This window comes from Bradyrhizobium sp. CCBAU 53421, from assembly GCF_015291625.1.
Lineage (GTDB): Bacteria > Pseudomonadota > Alphaproteobacteria > Rhizobiales > Xanthobacteraceae > Bradyrhizobium.
Window position 1 is genome coordinate 3,640,212 of sequence record NZ_CP030047.1, and the last position, 22,049, is coordinate 3,662,260.

At 58.4% G+C, this 22,049-nt stretch carries 18 protein-coding genes; 6 read left to right on the plus strand and 12 right to left on the minus strand.

Annotated features, from left to right (window positions below):
• Positions 1-272: 272 nt before the first annotated feature.
• Positions 273-1,091, minus strand: coding sequence for a hypothetical protein (locus XH92_RS17180; protein ID WP_194460253.1), 819 nt, complete (start codon positions 1,089-1,091; stop codon positions 273-275).
• Between the two features lie 239 nt (positions 1,092-1,330).
• Here XH92_RS17180 and XH92_RS17185 point away from each other — a divergent pair, with 239 nt between their 5' ends.
• The 5 genes from XH92_RS17185 to XH92_RS17205 are packed head-to-tail and all read left to right on the plus strand — an operon-like array spanning position 1,331 to position 7,664.
• On the plus strand, positions 1,331-2,659 hold the full coding sequence (locus tag XH92_RS17185) for a metallophosphoesterase (protein WP_194460254.1): 1,329 nt from the start codon (positions 1,331-1,333) through the stop codon (positions 2,657-2,659).
• Positions 2,659-3,723 (plus strand): GTPase-associated system all-helical protein GASH, encoded by a 1,065-nt coding sequence (locus XH92_RS17190; protein ID WP_194460255.1) that lies wholly within the window; start codon positions 2,659-2,661, stop codon positions 3,721-3,723. The genes XH92_RS17185 and XH92_RS17190 overlap by 1 nt, the downstream gene beginning before the upstream one ends.
• A complete protein-coding gene (locus XH92_RS17195; RefSeq protein WP_194460256.1) occupies positions 3,723-4,739 on the plus strand; it encodes a hypothetical protein in 1,017 nt (338 codons plus the stop codon). Before XH92_RS17190 ends, XH92_RS17195 begins: the two co-directional genes overlap by 1 nt.
• A gap of 4 nt (positions 4,740-4,743) precedes the next feature.
• Positions 4,744-5,715 (plus strand): hypothetical protein, encoded by a 972-nt coding sequence (locus XH92_RS17200; RefSeq protein ID WP_194460257.1) that lies wholly within the window; start codon positions 4,744-4,746, stop codon positions 5,713-5,715.
• Positions 5,712-7,664: a hypothetical protein gene (locus tag XH92_RS17205; protein ID WP_194460258.1), complete on the plus strand. Its 1,953-nt coding sequence runs from the start codon at positions 5,712-5,714 to the stop codon at positions 7,662-7,664. The genes XH92_RS17200 and XH92_RS17205 overlap by 4 nt, the downstream gene beginning before the upstream one ends.
• A gap of 146 nt (positions 7,665-7,810) precedes the next feature.
• Here the strand turns inward: XH92_RS17205 and XH92_RS17210 are convergent, their stop codons facing one another.
• The 10 genes from XH92_RS17210 to XH92_RS17255 all read right to left on the minus strand — a co-directional run bounded on the left by XH92_RS17210 (position 7,811) and on the right by XH92_RS17255 (position 20,269).
• Positions 7,811-10,156 (minus strand): hypothetical protein, encoded by a 2,346-nt coding sequence (locus XH92_RS17210; protein ID WP_194460259.1) that lies wholly within the window; start codon positions 10,154-10,156, stop codon positions 7,811-7,813.
• 17 nt (positions 10,157-10,173) lie between these two features.
• Positions 10,174-11,226, minus strand: a complete 1,053-nt coding sequence (locus tag XH92_RS17215; RefSeq protein WP_194460260.1) for a TniB family NTP-binding protein — start codon at positions 11,224-11,226, stop codon at positions 10,174-10,176.
• A 2-nt stretch (positions 11,227-11,228) separates the two neighbouring features.
• Positions 11,229-13,583 carry a DDE-type integrase/transposase/recombinase gene (locus XH92_RS17220; protein WP_194460261.1) on the minus strand — a complete coding sequence of 785 codons (2,355 nt, stop codon included), beginning with the start codon at positions 13,581-13,583 and terminating at the stop codon, positions 11,229-11,231.
• 23 nt (positions 13,584-13,606) lie between these two features.
• On the minus strand, positions 13,607-14,356 hold the full coding sequence (locus XH92_RS17225; RefSeq protein WP_194460262.1) for a TnsA endonuclease N-terminal domain-containing protein: 750 nt from the start codon (positions 14,354-14,356) through the stop codon (positions 13,607-13,609).
• A 734-nt stretch (positions 14,357-15,090) separates the two neighbouring features.
• Positions 15,091-15,606: a hypothetical protein gene (locus tag XH92_RS17230; protein ID WP_194460263.1), complete on the minus strand. Its 516-nt coding sequence runs from the start codon at positions 15,604-15,606 to the stop codon at positions 15,091-15,093.
• Between the two features lie 958 nt (positions 15,607-16,564).
• Positions 16,565-16,750, minus strand: coding sequence for a hypothetical protein (locus XH92_RS17235; protein ID WP_194460264.1), 186 nt, complete (start codon positions 16,748-16,750; stop codon positions 16,565-16,567).
• Positions 16,751-17,066: 316 nt separating this feature from the next.
• Positions 17,067-17,417 (minus strand): DUF6634 family protein, encoded by a 351-nt coding sequence (locus tag XH92_RS17240; protein WP_194460265.1) that lies wholly within the window; start codon positions 17,415-17,417, stop codon positions 17,067-17,069.
• A 23-nt stretch (positions 17,418-17,440) separates the two neighbouring features.
• On the minus strand, positions 17,441-18,832 hold the full coding sequence (locus XH92_RS17245) for an AAA family ATPase (RefSeq protein WP_194460266.1): 1,392 nt from the start codon (positions 18,830-18,832) through the stop codon (positions 17,441-17,443).
• A gap of 507 nt (positions 18,833-19,339) precedes the next feature.
• Entirely contained in the window at positions 19,340-19,798 is a 459-nt protein-coding gene (locus XH92_RS17250) for a hypothetical protein (protein ID WP_194460267.1), read from the minus strand.
• 144 nt (positions 19,799-19,942) lie between these two features.
• A complete protein-coding gene (locus tag XH92_RS17255; protein ID WP_194460268.1) occupies positions 19,943-20,269 on the minus strand; it encodes a DUF6634 family protein in 327 nt (108 codons plus the stop codon).
• Between the two features lie 484 nt (positions 20,270-20,753).
• On the opposite strand from XH92_RS17255, the gene XH92_RS43885 reads away from it, so the two are divergent.
• Positions 20,754-20,942 carry a helix-turn-helix domain-containing protein gene (locus tag XH92_RS43885; RefSeq protein ID WP_371818081.1) on the plus strand — a complete coding sequence of 63 codons (189 nt, stop codon included), beginning with the start codon at positions 20,754-20,756 and terminating at the stop codon, positions 20,940-20,942.
• A 212-nt stretch (positions 20,943-21,154) separates the two neighbouring features.
• On the opposite strand, the gene XH92_RS17265 is transcribed toward XH92_RS43885, so the two are convergent.
• Positions 21,155-21,874 (minus strand): hypothetical protein, encoded by a 720-nt coding sequence (locus tag XH92_RS17265; protein WP_194460270.1) that lies wholly within the window; start codon positions 21,872-21,874, stop codon positions 21,155-21,157.
• Positions 21,875-22,049 lie beyond the last annotated feature (175 nt).

A 22,049-nucleotide genomic window follows, 5' to 3' on the forward strand; every position in this document is an offset into this window, starting at 1 on the left:
ACTTTCTGCTACCGGGCGTTGCGGCCGGGTGAGAATCGATTTCTATTGTCGCCCCGGCGGCAGCCGATTGGATTGTGAGAACGAGTCGGAGGCGCAATAAGAACGGGTCGGTTAGCGCTTAGGTGCGTTTGAAAGCGCTGGTCGGCTTTCAATAGAAAAATGATGTCGAGTTAAGTTAGCCTATTTCGGGACGGTCAAGAGAATGATGTCCCATACGACTTAGACGGCGCGCGAGCGACAACTGCTCTGGTTGGGCGCTATTTCCGTTGGACTCATTCCCTCCACGACGAAGTGTCGACTTTTATAGTTGTGTCAGCGAGATCGAAGTCCTCCGGCGCCGTCGCAGGCGCTGAGGTCGTGCATTCGAAGGGAAAGCTTTCCTTGAAATCCACCGGGTCATGTTTGCCGCCGGCCATTAGCGTAGCGCTGATCGATCCGGTGAAGCGGCACCGGATCCTATCCGCCTCCACACTCAATATCTCAGGATCGTCGATCAGGACGCCTCCGGTCTCGTACCTACCCGAGATTTCGTCGAGTTCACCGATGGTTTGATTGATGAACGCGCTGGTCGCGGCGCCGCTCAGCGCCCGCGATAAGGCGGTGGCGACACGATCTTTCATCTCGTCGATCGTCTCGAACAAATCGTCAAGCGCGACCAACGCGTTCTCCGCGAATTCTTCGATTTCTTCCTCTGTCTTCAATTCAGTCTCTGGTCGGACGTGGGTCCGCTTGTTTAGCTCCTGGAAGGCGGGGCCCAGGGCAGAGTGAAGCATTTCGGGTTTGATGCCGAGCTTGCCTTTGAGGAATGCATCAGTCAGCCCTCCACGGCAAGTGTACAGCGCCCGCTGTCTGCGCGTAGGACCTTCAACGTTCTTATCCTGCTTGAACCACTGGCAACGCATCACGTCGGCATCGGGTGCCATTAGTTCGAGCACGTGTGCCGTCAATTCGCGAAACGAACTTGCGGATTGGTTGGCCCGCGCGGGATTGTTTTCCTGAGTGAGCACCGCCAGCGCTCCGTCAAGCTGGCGTCTGGAAAAATCGTCAGGAAGGCGGCTTCTGACCTTGTCGACCAGCTCTTGGCTTGGCAACGCTTCGCTCCATCGTGCTCTAGCTTGAGTTATTCACGCGAACATCGATTCGTGGCAATCGAGGTCAACCCCGCTAGGGCTTTACGCTTCGCCGGCTTTTGCTGCATTGCCGCATGCCCTCGCAGGGGCTGTAACGTCCGCGCTGGCATGATGACTCTGGAACATTTATATCGAATGTGAAGGTGGCGTGTTTCCCCGTGCCGCACCAGAGAGCCTGAGGGTCTTGTAACGACATGCTTATGCTGCACATTTCGGACGTCCACTTCAAACACGGAGAGATAGGGGAGCCGGACGACCCAAACCGCGGGTTGCGGGACGATCTTATACAGGATGTAAAGTACATGCGGGGCCGCCTCGGGCCTCCCGGTATCATCCTCCTGTCTGGCGACATCGCGTATGCGGGGCGGAAGGAAGAATACGATTTCGCCTACACTTGGTTGGAAAAGGAACTGTGCCCGGCTGCGCAATGCGCGATCGAAAATGTGCTCTCCATCCCGGGGAACCACGATGTCGATCTCAAAGCGGAGGCCGGCCCCGGTTTTAAGGCGGCGCGACGGGATCTCCGTGCGACGAAAGCGGGGGCAATCGACGATGAGCTCAGGACGTGGTTGCATGACCCGTCGTCCTCTCAGATCCTCTTTAGCCCGCTGGAAAACTACAATCGGCACTTTGCGGCGAAGCTGCTGTGCGCGGTCGGCCCCTACAACATCAAAGGTCGTGACGGCAAGGTCATCCCCAACGTCTCGAAGCCTTTCGTGACGCGCGACGTCGAACTGAACGACGGGTCGCTTCTGCGGCTCTGGGGCTTCAATTCGGTCCTCGTTTCTGATCTGAGCGATGCGGAGAACACGATGCTGGTTGATCCTGCCGCCGCGCAGATTACGCGCGCCGACAACGTGGCCCATCTCGTCATGTGCCACCATCCATTCAATTGGATCAAGAATAGGGGGCCGTTCGAAGATCGGATGAACGGCGTGGTCCAGTTGCAGCTGTTCGGACACGAACACACGGAGCGTGTCGAGGAGAACAAGTATTTCGTCCGAATTCGTGCTGGCGCACTGCAGCCCGAACGCGATGCACCTGGATGGAAACCCGGCTACAATTGGATCGACGCATCCACTGCCGACGTCAACGGACAGCGCAAACTGGTGGTCAAGGTCTGGGTAAGAGGTCACGAGGTTGATCATTTTATAGCGATACCCGATCGTCACCAGAACGAAGTGCGGGAGAACTTCTTCGACCTGCCGGCATGGCAGCGCCCCAAACAACCGGCGAAGGTCGAAGGGAACGAGGATATAGTCGTGGAAGCCATACCCCAGGCCCTGGAGTTGCCGATGGTCGAGCCCGCAAAGCCGGTGACCGTCAGAACGGTGGCGACCAAGATATTTCGGCTGAAGGAGCCGGAGCAACGGCGTCTGATCGCAAAAATGAAGCTCGACGAAACCGGCGACAACGAACTGAAGGACTACGAAGTCGCAGTCGCTGCGGTCCGTCGCGCCGCTCAGCGCGGACAATTGGGCGCACTGGATCGTGAGATCGATGCTATTTTGGCCGACGGGGGACGGTAATGGCGGAATTCAACTTCATCGAGGCCTACAAACTTCTGCAGCCGGCCGTGGATCGCGGCATCGTAGATGCGAGGAAGGCTGGCTTCGATCAGATTGTGAAAGGTCTTACTTGGAGCCAGATCGTCGATTTAAGTAGACTGGCATTCGGCCTCCCGTACGAAGCGGCCGTCTATACCGAATGGTTCCAAAAGCCCCTGCACGATGCCGACCCTCACTTTTTTGTCGCCCAAGACGCGGCTGAGGCGGGCCGTATCGCGGTGCTGATACTTCGTCACTTTGTGGCGCAAGGTAATACGTCCACGACAGCCGCGCTGCTCGCCCTCGCTTCGTCCTATGCAGGAAAGCGATCAGCGCTCGATAATGGCGAACTGGTGACGCGGTCTCGGGACGTGATCGCCGCGTCATCCAAGAAGGCGGCGATGACCGCACCGTCAACAAAAATAGCTATTCCGAAAGCGGCCGACCATTCGACGAAGAAGACCGAATTGGCGAATGGCTTCGACGCACCTCGGACGGCAGCATTCGCCGAAACTGTGGTGCAGGATTTGCGCGCCGGCTCCGAGGCGGCGATCACCGCTCTCAGCGACGCGTATCTCGCGTTGAGGCAAGATAACTTGCGCCTTGCAGAGGAAATCGACATGCTTTGGTGGCATGTGGGAGACTGGAGCAACGCTCTCGACGTCCCGAGGACCAGTATCTCGAGGGAGAGCGTAGGCCTTGTCTCGGGCGTGGATCTAGGGGCCATGGTCAAGTTCTCGCCGGGACCTTATGGGGCGTACGGTATCCTCAAGCAATCGCTCGGCAAGGAAGGCGAAAAGACAACGTCGTTGGTGGAAGCCGTGGCCGGCCTCGACGCCTCCCAACTCGCTCGACTTAAGTTGGATCGCGCTCCCGACGTGTTTCCAGTGCTTACCGCGCTGCGACTTGCTTCCGCCGACAGAGATTGGGCCGACCAGTTTGCAAAAATGGCTCCGGACGCTGCCGGTGAGAAGCTGACGCATCTCGAACTGGCCACACAGGCATTCCGCGAACGGGTATCCATGACGAACGTCGGATTGGTCTGATGAACGCCGTGCCAGTTCTGTGTCAACGCCCAGGTTGCAAGGTCACAGAAACCGGGGCCTGCGATCTCAAGCACGATCCGGTCGAACTGTGTCCCCATTTTGGGAAATCGGCCCAGCCCTCTCAAGTCGCTTCCGAGGCTCCACCGCCCAAGCCACAACGCGCCGTTCCCGCCGTTGGCATCTCGTCAGGCGAAACGATGGAGATGGAAGATCTGGAGGTCTTTTCCCGCGGACATCGCATCCGAACGGTGAGCGTCATCGGAGAGCCACGCAGCGGCAAGACCACGTTGATCGCCGCCATCTACGCTTCTCTTTGTAAAGGGCCGATCGGTGATCGCGACTTCGTCAGCAGTCGAACGCTGGTAGGGTTCGCGAGACGCCATCATCTGGCACTGCTAAATTCCGAACGCAAATCCCCGAAGACGCCCCGGACCAGCAGGAACGATCCGACAGCCTTCTTTCACTTGGCGCTTCGGCCCAACACCGGGCGAGCGGTGTCTCATCTCATCATCTCTGATAGATCGGGAGAGGCATACCAGGCCGCGAGGCAGGACACCGCACTCGTGAAGGAGCTCGCCGAACTGCGTTTGGCAGATCGGGCGTGCTTCGTGCTCAATGCGGCAAAGCTGACCAATCCGGAGCGGCACGCTGCCTACAGCCGTCAATTCAAACAGATGATCTACGCGCTCCGGGATAACGGTGCGTTCCGCGACGACGTCGCGATCGAAGTGCTGGCGACCAAGATCGACGCGACCAACCGGCCCGAACGGGCGGCGGAGAGCGCGACGATCCTTGCCGACTACGAAGCTCGCCTCGTCGAGGAGTTCAAATCCACCGGCATCGAATTCGGCTTCCATCGCGTATGCGCGCTGCCAAAATCCCATCTCGAAACCGGATATCTGGGTTTAGGTGAGACTTTGGAGCGATGGACGGCTCCCCCATCACTTCCGAGCGTGGTGCAGCCAGCAGTCCACGATGCGTCGAGACAGATAGACCGTCTGCTGGCGAAATGGTGACGGCATGAACGAGCGAGATTCCAAGAACTACTTGGTTTTCGGATTGTCCGAGGCAGGGAAATCGACTTTTGCGGCTGCCCTTTGGCATTTGGTTGACAGCCGCGAGGTCCCAACGGTACTGGCCAAAGGACTTCACTCTGGCAATTTCGCATACTTGGAGAAGATCGCGCAGCGTTGGAGCGATGGCTGGCGGCTAGAACGGACGAAATCCGAGGAGGTGGAGGATGTCAGAATAAATCTTCGCCATGAGGAGAGCGGCGCCGAATTTTCCCTGGAGTTCAGGGATATCGCGGGCGAGAGCCTTCAGACGGCGTTCGCGACACGGTATTGCGATCCGGATTTTGTCGAACTTGTCAAAAAAGCCGATGGCATGCTCCTTTTTGTGAGCGCGAACTATGAAATGGACGATGTCACCATCTTGGACGTGAAGGCTAAGCTGGGCGACGACGACGAGGAATTCGATGAAGACGACGATGACGAAGAGGGGGACGAGGATGAGAATGGAACGCAAGCCGCGGTAGGCGATGCTAAGACGGTTCCGGAGGGGCAGCAGCCTCTAAAGGCGGAAGACCCTCCATTTGAGCCCGCGAAGGCCCCAGTGCAGGTGCGCCTGGTCGATCTGCTCCAATCGCTCCGTTTAGATCCTTTCGCGAGAAGGCCGTTCCGGATCGCCGTCATCGTCTCGGCGTGGGATTTAGCCAAACACAAGTCTGCTGAAGGATGGTTGGCAAAATGCATGCCGCTGTTGGACCAGTTTCTACGGGGTGGTGAGATCGCTGATGAGGTGCGGATGTACGGCGTCTCGGCGCAAGGCGGTATGTATCCCAAGAAGGGAGAGAGGGACGACGAGGAGCGCAAGCGAATCATGGCCATCCGTCCGGCGAGCAAACGAATCCGAGTCGTCGGCCACGGTGCGGGCGAACATGACCTGACCCATCCGGTGAGATGGTTGAGCGGTTTGGAAAGCAACGATTGACGACAGGAATACCCAGAAAGATCGACCACGCGCTCTTCGGTTACGCTGAAGGCCATAGACAGCTTGCGTCTACGGTCCGCTTGCCGTCACAGGACATGTATCATCTGGGCGCGGCGAGCGACCTGGCCAGCGACGTGAAGCTAGACCCGGCAATGAGCTATGTAACCGGTTTGCCTCTCGTCGAGTCGCGGCGTTATGCGCTTATTCGAACTTGGGCCGCACCGGAGATGCCGCGACCGGGTTGCGTTTGGAGCCATGTTCTCTTGCTGGACGAGTCGATTTTGGCCACACAAGCGGACATGTCGGGTTTATTTTCATTCTTCCAGGACCCGCGGCACGTCAGCCGAAGTTTCTATTCGCAACCGCTGACGCCGGATTGGACGATCGAGGCAACTTCCCCGTCGCAGCGTGGATCCCGCACGGAACTGGTTTCGGAGATCATCGGCCAGTACTACTCGCACTTACCCACGTTTCTGACCGCCAGCGCCGGAGCAGAGGCGCTCGAAGCGGCCATCGCCGCCGTATGGTCGCAGCAATGGCCCCACTTGCGGATGGAGTTTTCGTTCCGAACCGCCCAGTTCGGCGCTCGTCCGCGACGCAGTGCAAGGTACGATGTCCAAGTGGCGTTTTCTGAAACTGGCGAGAGGGTTGCTAGATCCGAATGGGTCGACACCGCCACCGACGATGCGAGTGGTGGTGAGGTTACTCCTCTCCGGCGATTCCTGTGGCGCTACGGGCGCGATATGAAGAATCCGCGAGATCGGTTTCGGCTGCTCGTCGAGACCTTCCTGGTTTCGGAGAGGGCGCAGGCGCTTCCGATGGCGGCGGCGGTCAAGGTCTTCGATGAAGTGCCCGAAGAGGACGATGGAGCGATATTGAAGAACGACATCTTGGGGTTCGACACGAACTCCCTGTCGATCTGTCCGCCGCTATCATTCCTAGACGTGCTTCGCTTACTCGATATGAAGGGTGCGGATTCCGCGGTCGACGTCTCCGAAATGGCGCAACGCTTCGGACGGCTTTCGGCTGCCGAAGTGGTGGAGGTCGTCAACTTCGCCACGGCGGATGGCAATCGGCTCGATCGATTGCGCGATCCGATCGTCGAGTGGACCATTTCCCGCGCCGACGATGAGATCGTCAATTCCGTCGCCACAGCGCCTCTTCGGATGAGAATCCTGACCGCGCGTCCAGATCTGGTAACGGCGCGTGCCGTTGCCGATCTTGCTGGGCCAGACCTCTCTCGCTTGTTCGCTGTCAGCGAAACCTCCGAAGTGATGGCAACGATTATTGAGGTCGCCGTGCGCCGCGACCTCGGCGAGGGAGCCGTCGAGATGCTGAAGGTGGCTCCGGCGTTGACTGTACAATTTGTGATCGACGCTGCTCGCAAGGGCGAACTCCATCAGTCGTGGCGTCGACCAGTCGCGAATTCCCGCGACGTGCTTTTGGATATCGACCTGCTCAAAGACGCAACAGGCCTTGCCGACGTGCTGACAATTGTACGATTGATCAATCTCGAGCGGAGCATCTTCGCGCTTGGAAGATCATCGAAAAACTGGGCGACGCGATGGAATTCGCTGCGGCGGGACGTCTCGGAACAGGATGTTCTCGACATCGAATCCGACCTCCTCGTCCACGCGCTAGAGGAGGCGAGCCAGGCGAGTTGGGATCTAGTTGGTTTGATACTTCCCGAACTGCGCTCGACGGTTAACGCTAGGCCACTCGGTGGCAACGCGCGGCAGACTCTCGACAGGTCACTGCCGAGCATCGGCTACGACAACTGGGATCTCAATAGACGGATATTGCTTGCTCTCCACGCGCTTCAAAAGCGGACCATTGTCGACAGGCCGACGTTGTCGCGCGCGGGCCTCGCCGATATCGAAATAGATTTTGTCTTCGTAGGACCCGGGGAACCGAAACGCCGAATAGGCTTCTTCTGGTGGCTCGACTGATGGGAGCTGCCGTTAGTTCGTTACCAAGTTTACTGTCCGATCCAAGAAATCGTGAACATGCCGAATGAACGCGAAGCCGCGGATCGCCGGTGCCCATCACGTGAATGTCGACAGCAGACGCTCCTCGCACCGAACAGGGCATCGCTTCACTGTTTGAGGACGAGACGCCCCGCAGCGTCGCGCTGATATCCGAGATCAGCGACAAACTTGGACATGATGGTGTAGCTGACCTCGACCCGGTCCTTCTTGAAGGCTTGCCAAAAGGCGTGCACGCTTATGGAGGGATTGGCTTCGATCGCCGAACGGATGTAGTCCTCATGGCCTTCGAGCTTGCCGGCAGGCTGCACGTCCCCATACTCGTCGAAGTGCGCGACCCATTTGGTAACGGCTTTCGCGCTGACGCCGAGACGTCTCGAAACGAAGTACGGGCTCAGCCCCGTCTTGATCTGATCGACGGCCTTCCGCTTCACGTCCGTCGACACCCGCTTTAACGTCCTCCCCTGAAGGTTGATCTCTTTGAGCGCGGAAGGCATCGAGGGGAGAACGCGCTCGAAGCTGGCCCTGTCATAGATCGGGAAGACGCTCTTGCTCCACTCGGAGATCGGCTCGATGCCCACCGACCTTAGCCAGCGGCCGACTTCATGCGCGACATTAAAGGGCGAGCGCTCGAGCATTTCCGGAAGGAAGATGTACTTTCGAGCCGTGGTTGCCACATCGGAGCGCTTGTAGACTGTGTTGCGGCTCTCACGCTTGCTCAGCAGGAACCCCGCCCGGGCAACCTTCCAGACCGAACTTTCGGCAATGTTGAGCATCTCAGCTGCCTGGCTTCTGGTCATCCAGGCACTCGGCACGGCAGGACGCTTGGCCTGCTCCAGCCGAACAAGGGTCACGAAATCTTCGACGTCAACCGGCGCGACCCACTTCCGCCATTCGTTTCCGTCATCCCGAAGGAGTTCGACCCTAATGTTTCCAGACAAGATCAGCTCGATAATAGCCGGCCACGGCACCGGCGGACAGAGCCTGCGTGCCGCGTTCCACAAATGGTCCGCGATCGACCGTGACGGATCGGCTGGTAGCGCGCGCTCCTTGATAGCCATGATGATCGCGTTGACGGACGAGGCCCTATAGACGGTCTTGCTGTCCAACATGGACTTCACTGGCTCCTCGATCCTCTCGACGAGCCGACGGTCAGCGAGTTCGTGGAGTTCCGCGATCGACACCCGAAGGACTGCCTTGGCTCTGTTCTCATCCATCGCGTCCTTGTAGAGGGCAGCCAACGGCGCGATCTCGTCACGGTTCATCAGCACTGGTGACAGCTCGATATCCGCCCGTCTGGCTTCGACCATCCCGGTTGCGACCAAGCGCTGGAGCGCGTGCTTGGAAACTCCGAACAGTTCGTGGATTTCCTGTATGTTCAGCCAGGGGCCATGGGACTTCGGCTTGACAGTGCCCAAGCGTTTCCGGACGAGGCCCAGTTCGCTGGTGTCCGTCAAGTCCTTTTGAAGGCCTTCGACCAGGAATGCCCTTATGACCGGCGCTAGGCTTCGGTCGTTCACGGTCCCGGCGAGCGGACCGACTTCCGCAAAAAGCCCGTGAGTCTTCTTTCTTTCCGACATATGTGCCCGGAGCTTGGCCGTGCCGGCCGCGAAGCCGTCTCTGCCGCCAATGATCATTCGACCGGCGACTTCCAACAGGTCCGAAGTAAACCCGTCGAAGTGGCCGGCGCGCAACGGACGGCCGACAAAAACTGTCTTTCCGCTGATTTCCGGACGAAGGCAGCTCGCGATAGAAATGACGGCATCGAAGATGTCGGAATTCGACGCGTTGCCGAGTGCGGCCGGCAGCAGCCTCCGTACAGCTTCGCGCTTCCCGGAATCTGGATCTACGAGACCCACTACGAAGTCGATTGCCTCCTCATCGCCAAATTCCAGAATCGGCTGCGGATAGTCGCGCAAGTCCGTCTTGGGAAATCCACGGTCAGTCACGCAGACTTCGCAGTAGGTGGGGCCTCGGACGAACCACCATCGCAGCTTCTCTCCGCAGACGGGGCAAGTGACCAGCAGGCGTTCCCGCGTGGTGGGATCGAAGCACAACGGCCGCAAGTCCCAGATGGCCCTATGGTACGGCGAGAGAGCAAGCGCGCGCGGGGATACCCTTCTGAAGATAGTCTCCAGGTACTGGGTTCGGAGCTTCGTACCGAAGAAATCGATCGTCTCGGTGCTGTGATGGTCGAAACGCCCTCTGGGGTGAAGTCGTCGAACGATGTCCTCGCGGTCTACCTTGAAAAGTACTGCCAATGCGTCGGCTTGTTTTTCCGATATGCTTACTCCGCTAGGATTGCCGGCCGGCTGCACGCCGGCGAGCGCGAGCCCCCGCTTCAGCCTGTCGATGGCGGTTCTTTCCAGGGCGCGACCGAACAACCCGAGAAGGCTCTCGCCTTCTATCGGCTCAGGCATGTCGGCGGCGAAAGGGCGGATTTTGAGATCGGACATTGTTCGGCCCAGGGCGCCTAGCCGAGTCCCTTGACGGCGTCGAGAGTCTGAGCCTGCGGCCCTTCCGCGAACGGATCGTAGACCTCAACCTGCTGGCCATTATCGTCGACCTGCGAGGTCTTCCAAGCGTAAAACGCGGCCTCAATATCCTTCCATTCGATGCTCCGCCGCTTGTCACGATGGGCGAGACGAAGGGCGATGCGAAGTATTCGGACCACAGTTCCGACAACACCTCCTGACATGTCGTAAACCATGGCCCGGCTGCGGAGATCTTCGATCAGACCGATTCTTCTCTCGACAATGCCATCGCGCTCCATTTGTCGATCGACTTGTCCGACGAACTTGAAGAAGTATCGACGCTCGCTGGGAACGTTGAGGTCGACCGGATCGAGATTGATGTCTGCGATCTTCCGTGAATTGAGCTCTGGGTCTGCCTCGAAGAGACGGTGTGCCTTGGCGGTGCCCATGACGACTACGGAAAACACGCCTTCGTTCACGAGGCTCTTGATCGCCTTGGCCATTGGGCGTGCGGTTGCGATCTCGTCTTGTCCGATCATGTTGTTCGCCTCGTCTAGCACGACGATGAAGGTTCTCTTGGAGCGCGCGATATTCCGGATGGCCCTAATCGCCTGATCCGGCGAGTAGCCATGCGACGATCTACGCACGACGTCGGCCTGAGGATCCTGGAACGCTTCGAGTATTTGGACCTGAAGCTTCTTCTCGTTGCGGGTGGCCGAGCGAAGGGTCACAATGACTACGGGCATCTCGCCCGGGCGAGTCTTGTTCCACTTTTCGACAATCTTCTCGACCGAAGTGGTTTTGGTCGACCCCGTCGGACCAATGACGGAAATCACTTCCATTTCGCTGTACTTGATGGTCTGGCCGTTCTTCTCCGCCTCTACCTCGTTCTGGCGATCGATGGCGACGACCGCCTCCGTCTCCTCCATGAGATCGTTTATCTCGGCCTCGATCTTGTCGAGGCGCATGTTATCGACCTTCATGTCCTTGAACCGCGCACGGATCGAGACAAGAGTCTCGGGTTCGGTCGGCTTGACTTTCGCGTTACTCATTGTCATTTGTCCCCATCAAGAAACGTGTCGAGATCGATGTCCGGATCGTCCTTGGGCCCCGCGGCCTTCTTAGGGGCCGGCTTGTCCTTCGCTTTTCGGGCGCTGTTCGCAGCCTTCTGCGAGGCTGCCTCTCGAGCGCGCTCCTTGGCGTTCTCTGTGGCGGCCGCGGCGTGGGCCTCCGCTTCGGCCTTTTTCTTATCCCGCATGGTGCGGGCCCTCTTCTTTTTCTGCTCCTCGCTGGGCGACTTGCCCTTGGCGCGGCGCTCGTCTTCCTCGCGCTCGAAGGCGGCCACCTGCTGCGGGACGAGAGTCGCCTCGCCGTAGCCGTTGACCGTCGGTTCTGCCGTCGCGAACAGCACCTCGGACGCGGCGATCGGAGCGTCGTCGGAAGCGGTAGATCCGGCAGGTCGGTCGAACATCCCCTGCGACTGAGCAAGGCCGCGGATGGCTTCCTTAGTGTCACGCATGGGCAGGATGCCCGCGATCCGCTCCCATTTCTGACGGAGCTTGTTGCGCGCAACCCACTTCTGTTGGTCGGTCTTGAACGGAATTCCGGCTTCCTTCGCGAAGATGCGGACCTTCTCGGCGTTCCAGAACGAGATCGGTCGCGTGAACTCGCTCTTGGCGTCGCGCTGGCGATGTGCGCCGGGCGGCATCATGACGAACTGGCGGTCCCGGTTCGGCAGCGTGACGAAGCGCGGTGGCTTGACGCCGTCGTTCCAGACCTGGATGCAGCTTGCGTCGATGGGATCCCACTTGATGGTCACCCAGCAGCGCGCGCTGCCGACCGGCGAACTGGACTGATCGCGACGCTTGGCATTCCTGGATAGATCGTCGAGCAGCTTGGAGGTCTTTTGCTGATCGTGGAAATCCATGTGCTTGAACCGGATGCCACGGCGCGTCAGACGTACTCGTGCCATCCGCCCGAGCAGATGGTCGAGCGCGTTGATGTCGGAGATAACGTCTCTGCTCTTCAGCCTCCGCTTCCAAACCTCGGCCGGGATGTCGTCGATTCCTGTGTGGAATTCGTCGTGATAGCCGACGATGGCCTCATGGATGATTTCGTCGAGCGAGCCGAGGCTGATCACGGCGTCCTCGCGCGGCTTGACGTCGATGAGGCGCATCTCGGTCGGACCGGCCGGGACGCCGCCCGGCAGCTTGTGGAAGAGCCGGTCGTTGAGGTTCTTGAAGAAGCGTTCGCCGACCGCCTTGTACTGCGGCGTCCGAACGGGAGACCAGATGATTTCAGTGCCGAGATCGCGCAACGCGTCCTGCAGGCTCCGGCTTTTGAATTCCCACGCCGAGTCGACGAGCAGGGTCTTCGGCAAACCCCAGCCGTCCCACGTTCCTTCGATATCGGGGAACAGCTTCGCCATGTAGTACTTGTTGCGGTTGACGCGCTTGAGCGTCGTCAGAACCGAATGAAGGCTTGCCGGTTCGAACGAGAGGAGGTAGCCGAGGATCATCCGGGTCGCGACGTCGATGGCCACTGTCAGCGTCGGCCGGCCGAGCGGGAGGAGGAACTCGTTGTCGAATACGACGAAGGTATCGATCACTGTATGGTCCATGATGACCAGCTCGAGCGGCTCTTCCGCGGAGAGGCTGTCCTTCACGCCCTCGAACTTGAGCGTGGCCTCGCGCCGCGAATACTTGCGCGCCCAGTTCTCCTGGTTGATCGTGCGGTTGATCCGCCGGCGCAACGTCTCCATGCGGCGCGGAAATTCGCTCTCGGACACGCCCGCCTTCTGCATGAGGTCGCGGAAGAATCCGTACGCGTCGGTGTACGTTCTAGGTCGCAGGCTCCAATAAAAATCGACCGCCTGGTCGAGACCCTCTTCGACGGCCTTGCCGAAACGCTTCCTCTCCGTCTTCCCGCGCAACGACCGGAATACACGGAGCGGTCGATTGCCGGGTACGCCGCAATTGACGATCGCATTGTAAAGTGCAGTCGGATTCACAGCGTGGTTCAGCAGTTTCAAACGATCGTCGTGCTTAAAGCCGCGGATGAAATCCTTGAGGCCCTTGCGACCGAGCGTAGGACACTTCGCATCGTCCCATTGGCGAACGAAGAACTGCAGCGTGCGCGCGCGAATGGCTTCGGGCGAGAATTCCTCGCCCGGCGCGAGTTCACCGAGGTCGTTGACCGACTTGGGTCGACCGTCAGACCGTTTGAAGATGTCAATTTTCTTTGCCTCACCGGAACCCAACAAGTCGACGAGCTGGGTCTCGGAGAGCGGCAGCCGGGCGCCAGTGTTCTTGATGAACCAAAGCGTCTCGTCTTCCCATTCCTCGAGGAAACGGAAGCGCCCCTCCGGAAAATCGAAGATGTCGCCAGGCTTGAGATTGAGAGTGGTCATGAAACCTCCTTTCAGGACGGACCCTAGCGCCGCCCCCTGTGTTGCGGCTTCGTCACAGCGCTGTCGCGCGAAATCTTCCTGGTGATGTCGATACCTGCCGAACGCGTGCAGACCAGCGCGTGCAGCACCTTCCGAGCGCGGTCGTCCGCGAAACCTCCCGCGACCGCGATCGTCTCAATCGCCTCGGCGTATGCGATCGTGCCCTTCGCTTCGAATGTTTCCTCCATGGCCAGCCGCTCGCGCGTGCCGATGTAGGCGAATTTGTCGGCGAAGATCGACTGCGCGTTCGGGAGAAGCGGATTGATGTCCACGTCGTCGTCCGCGACCACGATCCGGAAGGTCCAGCCTACGGCTTCATAGACGCTCGCGGCCTTCGCAATCTTGAAGGCGTAATCGGGATCGGCGTCGATCTCGTCCTTTGACTTCTTGACCTCGATGATCTCGATCGTCCCGTCGGCCATCCTCCGCATCAGGTCGGGGAAGTAGTCCAGTCGACGGCGCGCTCCCTCCAGTCGGATCTCGAGGCGATGCGGCTGCGAGAGGAAACGCTCGACGGCGGTGTCTGCTTCAGAGATCATCATCAAGTGCCGCTCGCCAAAACCTTCCCATGGCATGGCGCGCTTCGACTTCCGCGAAACCAGACGTCCGACCGGCTTATTGTGGGCTCTTTCCACGAACGTCCGAATTGGATGCCAGTCGGGCGCTTCTACGATGGTAGCCTTAGACACGGCGATCATGGTCGCGCGAGTGTGACGATTCTCGGCACTATGCATGGTAGAAATCTCCTCAAGCGACATCCGCGCGTGGATCGGCCATCCATCCGCGGGCGGTCTCGACGGCGATCGACGACGTTCGGCGGGGACGCGGAGCGCTCTTCGTCCAGCGGCTGGCCGGACTGCGGCGCTCCGAAAAAGTGTGGTTGGCAGGTCGAGGTTGGAGGCCGAAGATCCTCGCCTGCACTGTGCGGCGACGGTGCGTGCGGTCCTAAGACCGTTCGACTAGGTTCGGTCTGTTGCCTCTACTTCGGCCCTAGGAAATGAACGCACTCGCCAGAGGCGTGCATTTCTATTTGGCGATCGTGATGGACATCAGAGAAACTCCATTCGGAATGGGCGCGTTAAGACGATCGAGACTGATCGGCTGGTGGAGTTCGACCACAAGTTAGGTGTCGATGGAATCGTGAGGTCAGTGGCGACGTCCAAGATGCCGGCGAAAATCGAGACGAGGACTGTCTCGTTTAGCGACAGGGGAAAGAAGAGATATGTCCTGAACAGGACTGCTGAACTGTCAAAGGCTGCAAGTCCGATTGTGCGGAACTCGCGTGATGAACGGGGCACCGAATGCCACGGTCCTACGTAGGACCGTGGCCTCACCAAACGTTCGCTCTAGGCGAGAGAGCTTAGGGACGTGCCTGTGGCTCCTTCGGGATGAGCGATACGACGACCCTGCTGTTTTCGAACGATTGCAACTCTCCGGAAACAGGGGGACGCTGCCGTTCGGCCGATTGTTATCGCCCGCGGGGAAGGCCGGCTTCGGACATGGCTGCTGAGCTTTCCCCGTTGCAACCATCGTTGTCAGGAGCCTCCGGTTCCGTGAGCTCGTCCTCGTCTTCTGCGGGTTCCTCGTCAGCTTCGGCTGGCAACCCGTTCTTGGCTTCATCCTCGTCACGCCGCCGTGCCTCGCGGAGTTCGATGCGCCGAAACCAATAGGACTCAGGTACTGCTACGAGCGCTCGAAGGAGCCGACGGACGGCCGACACGGTCGGCGGCAGAGGAGGGAAGCCGAAAAGCCTATTTAATGCCCAGTATCCATCGTTTTTGCTGAACGAGAACAGTTCGTCGTGGACGTGATGGAGTGCGGCCTTAAGCTCCGACTCGGACATGTCGAGCCAGAAATGTGCGGAGGCGAAGTCCAGGAGGGTATCCACGAATAGGCTGCAATACGCGTGTTCCAGGTGGGCAGGCAATTCAACCGGGCTTAGGACGAATGCCGTCGAGTCGTTCAATAGCGTTGGTAGTTGCATGGTAGTTGCTCCATTTTGGGGCGAGCGAAACCGTTTCCCCCCGCGAAGGAGGAACCGGAACCGCGGGTTTTCACCGAAATGACAGCAACGGCTGTTGCGCGGCGCATGGGCCCATGGCACCATTGTCGCGGTGACCCCCCAGCCTTTCCTGGTCGTAGGGTGGTTCCATATCGGCGGACTTTTCCGTACGACGCTCTGAGCGCGCCCCCGGTTCCAGCGGGGGTTGCGTCTCAGGGTGACTACCGTGCGGAGTGTCACCTTGATCTTTCCACAACGTGCTGCAAACGGTCAATAAGGGCAGTCCTATCGGCCGGTCGCGATTCCTTGCGCTTGTTCTGGCTGCTTTCCTGCCTCCTATCCTGCACCCAACGATTGCCCGCGCTCGCACCGGTGACTCCCCGCACAACCGCGTAGCAGCTTGTGACTAGATATCTCGAGTCCTTCACCCAGCGAGGCGGGCCTTTGATCGAACAGGCCGCAACGAATCCTTGAAGGCCATTTGCACGTTGCGGCAATGCCGTGTTTTGACTGAACCTCATTATTCAACGCGCCGGGGATCGTGAAACTGACGATCGTGCTTATCTGCCGAAGCGCCGAGCACTCTCCATGCGGACTCCGTTCTCGTGAAACGACGGTGCCGGAGGTCCTAATCCGAGACAGGCCTCCTTAGCGATTTCGCTCATAGCGTTTCCAGTCGTGTGCTCCTTAGAGTCCTGCTTCAAGGACTCGATAAAACACACGTAAGAATAGCATGCGAGCGCGTGCGCTACCTAAGTCGCAATCTTCGACTTCGCGTCGCCTAAAGCAGATTGCTCGGCTGCGAGCCCCTTCTTGGACTCAATCGAGGTGCGGTTCCCACTCGAAAAATTCCAAGGATTGCGAAAAAAATTGCGAACGCAAAGCGAATGCGGCGCGCGCCGTTCAGAATCCAGCGGTTCCTCGACGGCTGCAATCGTTCTCAACCCACAACCTGAAGGGCGCCTACAGAAGCTGCAAGAGCCAATTTGAAGCATTCCTTAATCCTATCGTCGTCGCCTTGCGGGTCTTGAAGCATCATTTGTGTGATCTGCTTGGGAACATAGACCTCGCTGAGCGAGGCAAAGCCAAAGAGGAACTCGATGTCGGCCTCGATTGCAGTGGTCATAGCAAAACGTTGTCGGCCCCGAGGCTGGCGTCTGCCGTCATTTCAGCTAGGCCTAAAATTTCGTCTTCGGCCACATCCGTGATGATGGGAAACGGGAACCATCGCGCCTAATGCCAGACCGAAAGCTTCGGGCTAGACGAACCCGAAGACGTGAATCTGAAAGCACTGGATGGATCCTTGCAAGGACCTGGAACTTTGATGGAAGATGCCAGGAAGGGCGTGATGGGAGGGCGCAAAGAGTATCTGACAGATCCGACCTCCGCCGCGGTTAACGGGTTCGCTCAAACTTTGATAGTCGATAGTTCCGGCTTGACCCTTACTCTTCATTGGCCTCGTCATTGTCGCGCGCACCAAGCCGATAGACCCGATTCCAGGTGCGCGCCCATTTGCGACTACGGTCTAGCCAGATCAGTTGTGAAGTATGGATCCTGGTGCAGTTTCGCAGCTCGGGGTGGCCGATAACGATGCCCTCCAGAACCAGCAACAGATTTCTCGGATCGTTTTCGCGGCCAAAGTACACGATGCCTGTGCACCAGTCCTCAAGCAATGGTGCGCGCTCCAGCTCGAGCGATGAGGGCTCCTCTCCTCTCAGATAACACCCGAAGTCATGCTGTCGTTGAGCCGTTGCATTCTTCTCTTCCATCGACATTTCTGGATTTCCGATCATGCTATGAAACTCGAGCTGTGCGCTCAGTGTCTTGCGGCAAGAGAATCGCGCGCCGCGAGGGTGGCCGTAACGATCTTCTGCAGCTTGCGGATACTGAATCCCGCTTTCTCCCAGGCTCGCCCCATGACCTCGATCTCGTCTTTCGCGAGTGGCCAAACGAATTCAGGTTCGCCATTCTCTGCCGCGAGTTCGCGCATGATGCCCGCCGCCAAGGCCGGGAGGTCCGCGAGTCTCGGTGCCGGTACTCTTATGATACGGTAGCGGTCCTTGAGCGGCGCTGGCAGGTTTTCAATGCTGTTTGCCGTCGCGATATGTGTGATCCAGGAGAGGTCTAACTCAGCATCTAGGGAGACGTCGCGATAGCAGCGCGCTGTTTCGCGCTCTAGGTGGGGAAGCAGGGCGTGCCATAAGCGACCATTTCGCGACGAGGTACCAGCCTTCTCAATTTCGTCGACGAGGACGACAGGATTCGCGACATGCATCTGGCTAATTGCTCGCACGGGTACCGATGGAGTCGTATTGCCCCAAGCCTTGGGGCTCCCGCCGAACATGTTGTCGCTCGCACCACCGCCATCGTAACAGTATACGCCGATGCCGAACAAATCACTGAAAAGTCTGCGGACCAGGCGCGTTTTGCCGGCGCCCGCGGGACCCATCAGCAAAATCGGCGACAGTCGTACTGGCTCACCTTCGCGGAAGTCGCGCAAAAGCAGGTCGATTGCGCCAACTGCGTGAGGGTATTCTGCGATCAATTTCGCGCGCACCATGCTGACGTCGCGAGCAAGTCGCAATGGCAGCTTAGCGCCGACCAGGTCATTGTAATCGGTTTGGTAGTGATTGAGCTTGGTTGCCTTTTCCTTTGGCATAACCACGATACTCAACTTATCTGACTCAGTCCCACCTTCGTTATGTACGCGCGTAGGCGGTAGACTCTCCGTGCGATCAATCAGGTCCAACTTCTGGAGCTCGGTAATCCGAAAGATGTTGTCATCAGTGCCGGCGAAATCCCCACGCGCCGAGCGCCGCCAGGCGCTAAGGCGTTGAAGAATGCAATCCTTGGAGGAGATTTCCGACGACCATCCCCATAGATGATCAATTGCATATACAAGCTGCGGCAAGACGATCTCGAATGTCTGCGGTTCGGTTGGATCGACCGCCAGCATCAACGCACTGAGCGCCTCCTCGCCGCGACCTCCGGCGAATAAGCGGTCCGCAAGTGTTCTACACGCCTTGTGGCTGGGCTCTTTCTTCCCCGACCAGAAATCCGTAGCAACGTCGTTCCGTCGCGCGCCGCTGATTTCCTTGATGCGCAACCAGAAAAAGCCCGCGGCGTACCGCCAATCGCGCTGCAACAAGAGCGATATCGGTAGGGGGATTGATGATAGAGTTTTGGGCGAGCGGTCGCGTGCAGTCATACCAACCTTTCTCAAATCTCAATGGCGGAGCTCGAATCGAAGCTCGGGTTGTCTCAGGTGCGCCGCGACGACAGCAGTGCTCGCAGCTTCTCGCCTTCAAGGTCGTTGCATTCTCGCTGCATGTCACAGAGTCGGCGAGCACATCCGGGTAGCGCGCGCGAGAGCGCGGGCGCGTGACGTTGGTTCATTCGTTAAATCCGTTGCTGTAGGTGCGAAGAAGTTCTGACGGACGGCAAGCCGGGAGCGCGCGTAAGGTCCCGGCTCGCACAGCGTGAGTCCAAAAGCGGCAATCTATCGTGCGCGGCCCCGAAGAGGTGGCCTCCGCAAAAGCTCAGCCAAGACGTGGAAACCTGACGATCGAGTAGAACTGGTGGCGCCCGGTATGTCTCGGCATCACCGGCCATGAGGTTCGGCAGATTGTGCCGTTACGTAATGGGAGATGAACCGGAGCAGTGAAGCGAGCGTCGGGGCCGAGGCCCGCCGGTTGTGAGCCTTGGAAGAGCACTCTCAAAATGGATCGTTGCGCCAGAGTAGCCAAAGGTCGTGGCATTGCGGATCGATTTTCTTGCGACGACGCAACGCGGAAGCGATCAGAGCCGTCGACGCACGATCATCTTCGAGGAAGCAGCACAGCACTGAGGACATCGCAACATCTGTCATAGGATCGACCATTCCATGAAACTTGAGAACACGAATAGCGACGCCTATGGCTGCTGCGGGATCTCCGGTCAGGGCCCGCAACCAATCGCAATCGTTGATTGGTTCTGTCCGCAATAGGACGGCGCGGATTCGCTTCACATCTCGTCGGTCGAGATCTTGAGGAAGCCGAGTTCGCCACCAGACGAGTGGAGAAAGCTCAATTGAGTTTTGGAACGTGCTTGATCGCGGTGAAACTTGCTCTAAGGCATCCAACCGAGAAAGGCTGCTTGGGGCGAGGCTGTGTGCAGGAGTGCTCTTTACAGGCATGCACGATTTTCCCTTGGAACGGGGTTGATCTAACTGAAACATGAATAGATGGGTTAGGCGGGACCGATTCGTTGATCGTGATGGGCGCCAAGATCTGGCACGCCGAGAGGGCCCAAGAGCGTTGCCACAGCTATGCAGTGGCCGTTACGTATTTGCGATTCCGGGGGTCAACTGCTTGCCTAGACGATAGAACCCTGACCACGTACGAGCCCATCGCTTGTCGGGGTCGATCAGCACCAATTCTGACGTATGGACGTTCGAGCAAGAGCCAAGCGTTGGATGTTGATGTACCGATCCCTTCAAGCAAGGTGCGGGCAGGAAGGCGAACGACCATCGGTCGAGCAGCGGAGAAGCCTGCAAATGCGCTTCGGAAGGCAGTGAGCCTTGGCTCGAATTGCGCAGATCGTTGACGAGCTTTTCCAGATCGCGGCAGAGGGGGGCGACGCTGTGAAAGGGAAGGGTTGCGGACATTGCACTCTCCGAGGTTAGAAACGCACATTGGTTCGCTTGCCGTCCAGATCGCGAGCACCCGGACGACAAGAGGTCAGACGACCAGCAGTCAGCCGGTCGAAGATTGGGAGGTTCCTTGGGCCACAGGTTGGAAGCCGCACCCTTGCGTTTCAGCGGCATGTGCGCTGAAGGGGTTCGGTCTGGGCTTTAGGGGAAACTTTCAAGCAATGAGGTCGAACGTTATCTCTCGCCGGGCCGCCGGGTCGTGGAGCCAGCAAACGGCACGATGCGATTGAACTTGGATTTCCTGAGTTCTAGTCTCGTTGCCCAAAGCAAGGATTCTATTGCTTCGGGAACGCTTGGGCGGGGCATCAACTGCTCGCCGGCAGTTCTTCCTCAGCGAGTGGATGTACCGTATATAACATGAAGACACTTATAGGACAATATGTCCGCTCAAATAATGGTTAACGCGGCTCAATTGCGTGCCGCACGGGTCTGGCTCTCGATGAGTCAGGACGAGGTCGCGGCCGCAGCGGGACTGACCAGGCAGACCATCGTCCGGCTGGAGCAAGACACATCTTCGGCCCAAGAGCGCACGCTCCGAGATGTGCGACGAGTTTTCGAGGCGAGGGGCGTCGAGTTCTTGTTTCGCGACGGCGTGGGAGTAGGCATCTGTGCAGAGCGCTCGGGCTGACCCGTCCGTCCATGAAGCGCGTCGCCAGGGCTACCACGCAGCCGCTGCGTTAGCCGCTCCTGTCCGCACATCGCCGAACGACATGGTTGCGGGGGCGATGCTAGCAGCTCACAAGGGCAGAAGCGGAAGTCGGCATCTGCTTTACTCGAAAGAGCCATCCGCGCGACGCTTCGGATCAAGACCAGATGCCGTGGCCGCGCGGTCCGTTCACGTTAACTCCTCGGTCGCAATTCATACTTTTCTTCCAAGTCGCTCGTTACAGCAATCACAAGGTCGGTCTTGATTCGCATTATCCAAATCCATCCCTCTTCGATTATCGTGAAGACGATGAAGAGACCAAGCGGCAGAATGGCTGAGAACTGCCCACTAGAAATTTTTGGATAAAGTTGCGTCAATGTGCTTGCGAGAAACACGCGCGCATTATCGAAGAATACGACCGCATTTAAAACTAAGAGAACTAGACCCATCGCCCCAAAGCGAAGCCATTGCCAATGTCCAGAAATGTACTCAACGAAAGCATCTAGTCTCTCAAGCGAGAAGAAGTCTTGTGGCGCCGTCCGATAGATCTCCTTCGATTCCACAATTGCTGGCCCAATTGCCGCCAGCAACCAGCGCCAAGCAAATACGTTGACTGCAATAAACATGGTCAAGATCGCAGCAAACCGCCGTTCACTTCCGATCGCCCATACTAAGGACAAGCTCACGAGAATGATGAGTACGATTACGCCTTTGTCTGACGGTCGAAGCTTTCCCTCGGCCGGAGCTGTAGCATACACAAGCTCCTGCAGGTCAGTGTCATGGTTGAGGCCCCAGACCCACAAAAAATAGTAGACGATCATCGTGAGTTTGAGGCCCTTCGTCGGATCGATCGCACTGATGACGTCGGGAATTGGAAAAGTGGCGAACGTGAGGAACGCGTAAACCGTTGCCAACGTCATGGCTCCCCACGAAACAGCACTTCTCGCTTGCCGTCGCCATTCAGTCACTCCGAGATGGCCTGACCTTAGCGACCGAGCTTTCTTGCTACGAATTCGGCGAAGCAACGCCCCCTCCCAATCCAACAGCTATAAATCAAACCTATAAACTGAACGTCATTCATGCAACCAT

What these genes read in the sequence shown, in the direction of transcription:
- XH92_RS17185 (WP_194460254.1), top strand. Translation starts at nt 1,331, where the DNA reads ATGCTGCACATTTCGGACGTCCACTTCAAACACGGAGAGATAGGGGAG.
- XH92_RS17190 (WP_194460255.1), top strand. Translation starts at nt 2,659, where the DNA reads ATGGCGGAATTCAACTTCATCGAGGCCTACAAACTTCTGCAGCCGGCC.
- XH92_RS17195 (WP_194460256.1), top strand. Translation starts at nt 3,723, where the DNA reads ATGAACGCCGTGCCAGTTCTGTGTCAACGCCCAGGTTGCAAGGTCACA.
- XH92_RS17200 (WP_194460257.1), top strand. Translation starts at nt 4,744, where the DNA reads ATGAACGAGCGAGATTCCAAGAACTACTTGGTTTTCGGATTGTCCGAG.
- XH92_RS17210 (WP_194460259.1), bottom strand. Translation starts at nt 10,156, where the DNA reads ATGTCCGATCTCAAAATCCGCCCTTTCGCCGCCGACATGCCTGAGCCG.
- XH92_RS17215 (WP_194460260.1), bottom strand. Translation starts at nt 11,226, where the DNA reads ATGAGTAACGCGAAAGTCAAGCCGACCGAACCCGAGACTCTTGTCTCG.
- XH92_RS17220 (WP_194460261.1), bottom strand. Translation starts at nt 13,583, where the DNA reads ATGACCACTCTCAATCTCAAGCCTGGCGACATCTTCGATTTTCCGGAG.
- XH92_RS17225 (WP_194460262.1), bottom strand. Translation starts at nt 14,356, where the DNA reads ATGCATAGTGCCGAGAATCGTCACACTCGCGCGACCATGATCGCCGTG.
- XH92_RS17230 (WP_194460263.1), bottom strand. Translation starts at nt 15,606, where the DNA reads ATGCAACTACCAACGCTATTGAACGACTCGACGGCATTCGTCCTAAGC.
- XH92_RS17235 (WP_194460264.1), bottom strand. Translation starts at nt 16,750, where the DNA reads ATGACCACTGCAATCGAGGCCGACATCGAGTTCCTCTTTGGCTTTGCC.
- XH92_RS17240 (WP_194460265.1), bottom strand. Translation starts at nt 17,417, where the DNA reads ATGATCGGAAATCCAGAAATGTCGATGGAAGAGAAGAATGCAACGGCT.
- XH92_RS17245 (WP_194460266.1), bottom strand. Translation starts at nt 18,832, where the DNA reads ATGACTGCACGCGACCGCTCGCCCAAAACTCTATCATCAATCCCCCTA.
- XH92_RS17250 (WP_194460267.1), bottom strand. Translation starts at nt 19,798, where the DNA reads ATGCCTGTAAAGAGCACTCCTGCACACAGCCTCGCCCCAAGCAGCCTT.
- XH92_RS17255 (WP_194460268.1), bottom strand. Translation starts at nt 20,269, where the DNA reads ATGTCCGCAACCCTTCCCTTTCACAGCGTCGCCCCCCTCTGCCGCGAT.
- XH92_RS43885 (WP_371818081.1), top strand. Translation starts at nt 20,754, where the DNA reads ATGAGTCAGGACGAGGTCGCGGCCGCAGCGGGACTGACCAGGCAGACC.